General features: G+C 48.6%; 6 protein-coding genes. 5 read left to right on the top strand and 1 reads right to left on the bottom strand.

Features of this window, described 5'->3' with window-relative positions:
- From J0895_RS11870 to J0895_RS11855, 4 genes are all read left to right on the top strand, one after another.
- A partial coding sequence (locus J0895_RS11870) for a COP23 domain-containing protein (protein ID WP_207088298.1) occupies positions 1 to 469 on the top strand: 469 nt, incomplete at its 5' end.
- Between the two features lie 29 nt (positions 470 to 498).
- Positions 499 to 1,467, top strand: coding sequence for a S1 family peptidase (locus tag J0895_RS11865; protein WP_340643496.1), 969 nt, complete (start codon positions 499 to 501; stop codon positions 1,465 to 1,467).
- A gap of 47 nt (positions 1,468 to 1,514) precedes the next feature.
- Entirely contained in the window at positions 1,515 to 2,924 is a 1,410-nt protein-coding gene (locus J0895_RS11860; protein WP_207088297.1) for a tetratricopeptide repeat-containing S1 family peptidase, read from the top strand.
- Between the two features lie 107 nt (positions 2,925 to 3,031).
- Positions 3,032 to 4,087, top strand: coding sequence for a hypothetical protein (locus tag J0895_RS11855; RefSeq protein ID WP_207088296.1), 1,056 nt, complete (start codon positions 3,032 to 3,034; stop codon positions 4,085 to 4,087).
- 190 nt (positions 4,088 to 4,277) lie between these two features.
- On the opposite strand, the gene J0895_RS11850 is transcribed toward J0895_RS11855, so the two are convergent.
- A complete protein-coding gene (locus J0895_RS11850) occupies positions 4,278 to 4,490 on the bottom strand; it encodes a hypothetical protein (protein WP_207088295.1) in 213 nt (70 codons plus the stop codon).
- A gap of 17 nt (positions 4,491 to 4,507) precedes the next feature.
- Here J0895_RS11850 and J0895_RS11845 point away from each other — a divergent pair, with 17 nt between their 5' ends.
- Entirely contained in the window at positions 4,508 to 5,128 is a 621-nt protein-coding gene (locus J0895_RS11845) for a hypothetical protein (RefSeq protein ID WP_207088294.1), read from the top strand.
- The last annotated feature ends 253 nt before the right edge of the window (positions 5,129 to 5,381 follow it).

Genomic DNA, 5,381 nt, shown 5'->3' with positions numbered 1-5,381 from the left:
CTTTGCAATGACTCCACGAGGTGCGGTCCCGGTCGTGCGCTGGTATTCAGAATATTTCAGTGCTTCGGGCTATACTCCGGAACGCCGGTGTCAGATAGTTGCTGGACGATTCAGTAATCTCCATAGCCAGGGACTGCTTAGTTCGATTACTACGGGTTACTTAAACGGTGAACCTGTGGTTTGTGCAAGTCGGAGTGGGGGTTGCAACAGCAGTAATCTGTTATTTACCCTGAAATCGGGGGTTGATGCAGCAGCAGCGGTTCAGCAACTGTTCGATTTACAACGCGGGGCTGCTAGTGGTCCATTGTATGAAAGTTCTGGGGATGATGGAGTCAATATCGATTTCAACAATTTCCTGAGCAATGCTGACGTCGATCCCAGTGGTCCCTCGTCAGGGGGTTCAGAAGGTACAAACGTTACTCCCTCGGAGCCTTCTGAACCTTCCGGTGGTGGTGGTGGCATCTGGTAAATCCAACTTAGTTCAAAGGCCTTTATAACGTGAATTTGCGATCGCAGATTGTTTTGGTCTGTGTTGGTAGTTTCTTGATCACCCTACCAACACAGTTATTTCCTTTATATAGTTCCGCTCAAAACCTGCCCGTGAGTGGATTCACCGCCCAACCTTCGGCTCCACTCTTGACCGCACAAGTCCGTCAAATTGCCCAATCAATTACGGTCAAAGTGTTGTCAGGCCGCAGTGGAGGTTCCGGTATTGTTATCCAAAAACAAGGATCGGTTTATACGGTTGTCACCAATCAGCACGTTTTGACTGCCGGACAGGGTTCGGGATATCAAATTCAAACGAATGATGGTCGAACCTATCCAGCGGAAGTGGTGAGAACGGTGAGCTTTGAGGGCAATGATTTGGCATTACTGCAATTTCGCAGTACGGGTGCTGATTATACCGTGGCATCGGTGGGGACTTCCTCAGCTTTGAAAGCTGGGGATGAGGTCTTTGCGGCGGGGTTTCCCTTTGAATCGGAACAGTATGGTTCTGCCTGGACCTTCACGACGGGTACAGTCTCTTTAATCTCCGATCGCGCGATCGAGGGGGGATATCAAATTGCCTACACCAATCTGGTGGAAAAAGGCATGAGTGGCGGACCCATCTTGAATCGTCAAGGTCAGGTGATTGGGATTAATGGAATGCACGCCTATCCATTATGGGGCGATCCTTATCTGTTTACCGATGGTTCCAGACCCAGTGCCGCTATGCGTGAAATTATGGTGCGATCGAGCATGGGAATTGCGATCGATACCTTTGTCCAATTAGCAGCGGGATTTTCCAATCCGGTGGGAATGCCATCCGCTAGAGCACCGATCGCCCCAACTGAGGCGATCGCACGGCCCGAACCCCCCCAGGGTTCTGTGACCACACCGCAACCTCCCCAAGGGTCTCCATCTGCATTACCCGTGATACAGGAGACTCCTATCTTATCGAATCCGGGGTCTGAACCGTTGTGGTAAAACCGGGGTTTCACTCAATGTCAATGTAGGGAGTTTCATTCAAAACAATGAAAGTTCATCATGTATTTTTGGCGGTCCTAGTTGGTGTGGCAATTGCTTTAGCACAACCCTACCTTGGGACCGCATTTATGTCGGATAGCGTTGATCAAGTCAAGGCGATCGCCCAAGAGATTACCGTATTAATTCCTGAAACCAATCCGCAGTCCGGCAAAACCGCTAACGGGTCCGGGTTTTTGATTGCCAAAGAAGGCAACACTTATACGGTACTGACGGCTAATCATGTCGTTTGTAGAAACCAATCCGAACCTTGTAACGACCCTCGTCCCGGACTAAAGGTCATCACCCATGATAAACAAGAATATACCCTAGATTTTAACACCGTAAAAAAACTTCCAGAAGTCGATTTAGCCATTCTGCAATTCGACAGCAACCGAAATTATAAATTAGCGACCTTAGCTAATTATGATACCAACCTCAATAGCGAACGAGAGAGGCAATTACCCAATGGGCAAATTATCCGGGAATATGGACACTTTGTTTTCGCGTCTGGATGGCCGGGAATAAATAATCGAGATATCACCGAATTAAAGTATCGATTTAGTGTCGGGAGACTGCTGCCCGAGAATAAAATGGTCGGCTTCAGAATCGGCCCGGTTGCAAAGGGATACCAAGCCGTTTATACGAGTATCACTTTTCCGGGAATGAGTGGCGGTCCGGTCTTAGATACCGATGGGAGAGTCATTGCTGTTCATGGCCAAAATGAAGGAAGAAAGGTTTCTAATGAAGCTTCTGGAGACCAACGAGTGCTGATTGGCTATAGTTTATCAATTCCCATTGCTAAATTTTTGAATTTAGCACCCCAAGTCAGTATTCCTTTAAATAATGTCACCGTCGAAACCAATCCTGCTCGGGCATTAAATGAAGATGATCTCGATGCAATAGGAGCAGAATTTGTGTTGGCGGGGATGCAGGAGCAAAATGCAGCACAGCCCAATAGTGCAGTGTATTGGGCGAATCAGGGAAATCAATATTGGCGAGCATTGAAGCCCCCAGAAGCGCTTGGGGCCTATGAGAAAGCCATTGAAATCGATTCAGAATTTTATCCTGTTTGGTATGGGAAAGGATTAGTGAATACCTTTCAGGCGAAGTATGATGAGGCATTTGCGAGTTATAGCAAAGCCATCACGATTATTGATAAACAAATCGCTGACTTTCCCAGAGAGACAGAAAGACAAGAGAGAAGAGAATGGGTCGTGAAGTTGCGAGACCAAATCCAGCCCTTGATGGCGAATTCCCCTCCTACAGCGACGCCAACGGTTAATTCTCCACCGCCTCAAACGCCGCCCGACTCAACGGTGCAACCGAGTCCACCATTACCGCCCCCGGCACCAACGTTGTCAGCACCAGAACCCCAACCGGAAACGCAACCAGAAACGGAACCGGGATGGTTATGGTAAGTGAGGGGCTTGGATTAGGGCAGATCCGGTGGTGATGAGACCCTTCAAGGGTAAATTTGAACAAATTTCAGAAATTCCATGTGTGTGAGCAGTGAGATTAAAAATTCATGAGTCAAGAATCATTAACGAAATATCTAGGGATAGGTAAAACCCTACGTTTACAACGGTTACTGTTGGCGATCGCCTCCATATTAGGGACGGGATTATATAACAGCGTTGCCCATGCCAACCCCCTCCCCCTGTCTCCCAGCAATCCGCAACCCGAGGCGATCGCCCGGGAACTCCCCGCAGAAACCACTCAGTTCGCGCTATCCTTTCCCTCTCCAACCGCTGAGGCATTGCAGGTAGAAGAACGCAGCTTTAACAACTTCTTTCGGACAGAAGAGGCGATCGCCCAGGAACCCAGTTCTACCGATTCAGGGCTAGAAGACTTACGGAATCAATATTTGCTTCCAGAACCAGCCACCTTAGTTGTGCCTACAGCCGGTGGAAGTTCTGCACCCGGAGTCAGTATCGGAACTCCCACCGCATTTGGTGCAAATTGGGGCCGAGTCTATGCTGGATTTGGATATCAAGCGAGAACTCGATACACAACAGAAGCCGATGGAACTTTAGCATTAGGTTTTGGGTTAGGGAACTCTCGCGAAAATGTCGGTTTAGAAGTGAGTCTAGTGGTTACCGATTTAATTGACGAACCCCTGGCTGATGGTGGTGTTAGCTTTAAAGTCCACCGTTTACTTCCCAATAATTTTGCGGTTGCCGCTGGGATAGAATATGCGCTGTCTTGGGGCGACATTGATACCACCACCAGTCCCTATGGAGTCGTGACAAAAGTCTTTCGCTTTAAAGAAAATAGTGCCGAACCTCTGAGCCAACTCACCGTATCATTAGGAGTTGGAGGGGGTCGTTATCGCTCAGAAGATGATGTAATCAATGACAACAACACGATTGGTGTCTTTAGCAGTGTAGGTTTACGGGTCGTTGAACAGATCTCGCTGATTGCGGACTGGACAGGTCAAGATTTGTTTCTCGGCGCTTCGATAGTCCCCTTCAAGGATCTCCCCCTAGTAATTACCCCCGCTTTTGCCGATGTAACTAATAGTGCAGGGGATGGTGCTCGGTTCATTATGGGCATTGGCTATGGCTATTCTTTAGCATTTTAAATGTTGTCATTTAGTGTAATCGCAATGAATCATAAATCTCTCTATCAATATTCTGCAGTTGGGTTAGGATTGTGTGGGGTTATCTTCCTCAGTGCCTCCCCAGTTCATGCTCAAATCGGTTCTCCAGTCAGTGGTTCAATGATGGGGAGTGAGATAGTACCCCCCCCACCAATTGCCCCGGCACCAAACATCACCCCGGTACCAGTAGTTGAACCTGCCCCGGTACAACCGCCACCAGTCGTTGAACCTGCACCTGTGCAACCGCCAGCAGTCGTTGACCCTGCACCTGTGCAACCGCCAGCAGTCGTTGACCCTGCACCAGTGCAACCGCAACCAGTCGTTGACCCTGCACCAGTGCAACCGCAACCAGTCGTTGACCCTGTACCAGTGCAACCGCAACCAATAGGTGAACCTATACCAGTGCAACCGCAACCAGTGCAAGCACCACCGATCGCACCCACACAGGTACCACCGCCACCCATCACAACGGAGACCCCTAACGTACCCTCAACATCCGGAGGTAGTGAAACAAATCCATCGAGTGATGCTCAAGGGCAACAAGGGGTAATCTCAACCACCGGGGACATTGGGGGTTTTGGAAGCGGAACTGGAAGCCAAACTATCTTTGCCGGAAGAGGGGATGCTCAATCGGCAGTTAATGAAGCCGGAACTATAGTCTTATCTCAGCTCAATGTCGGTAACATTACTGCAACGACTGGTGCTAGTATTTCTGTAGAAGCACAGCAGCTTGTAGCCGTGGTACTTACCACAGGTCAAGTGAATAGTGTAAACGCCCTGAGCACGGCACTCTCTAATACTCCTGGTGGTCCTTCCAGTGAAGTCGCCAGACGGTTAGCTTCTAAATTAGCCAGACTGTTGGCCGAGGGGCAAGTGAACGCGGAACAATTATTAGATGCAATTCGCTCCTATAACGAGATGATTATGCAGAGTAATGCCGAGTTTTTGGGGAATCCTCCAGCGGAATTGTTGGCGATTCAAATCTCCCTCTCCCGATTAATTGAAGCGACAGGTGGTGGTTAATGTGAGAGATAGTTTGGCATTTATTAGTTGATTGAAGTCCGGGACAAACTCTAACCTGTCCCGATTTTTTTCTATACTTAATGCCTGAAAAAAAATACAATTGCAGAAACGGGGTTAATTCGCGCCTAAACATCCAGTCAAAAAAAAATAGCCCGCCTAAACGGGCTTTCAGGAAGAGGCAGGGTTAACCCTACCTCTCTTCCTATACATGATAATGCTGACCTACTTCGTTTCTGAGAACTCAGCGTCAATT

It is taken from the genome of Phormidium pseudopriestleyi FRX01 (assembly GCF_017313335.1).
GTDB classification, from domain to species: Bacteria; Cyanobacteriota; Cyanobacteriia; order Cyanobacteriales; family Laspinemataceae; genus Laspinema; species Laspinema pseudopriestleyi.
Note: the sequence above shows the minus strand (reverse complement) of the source record. Positions and strands in the feature narration are given on the sequence as shown.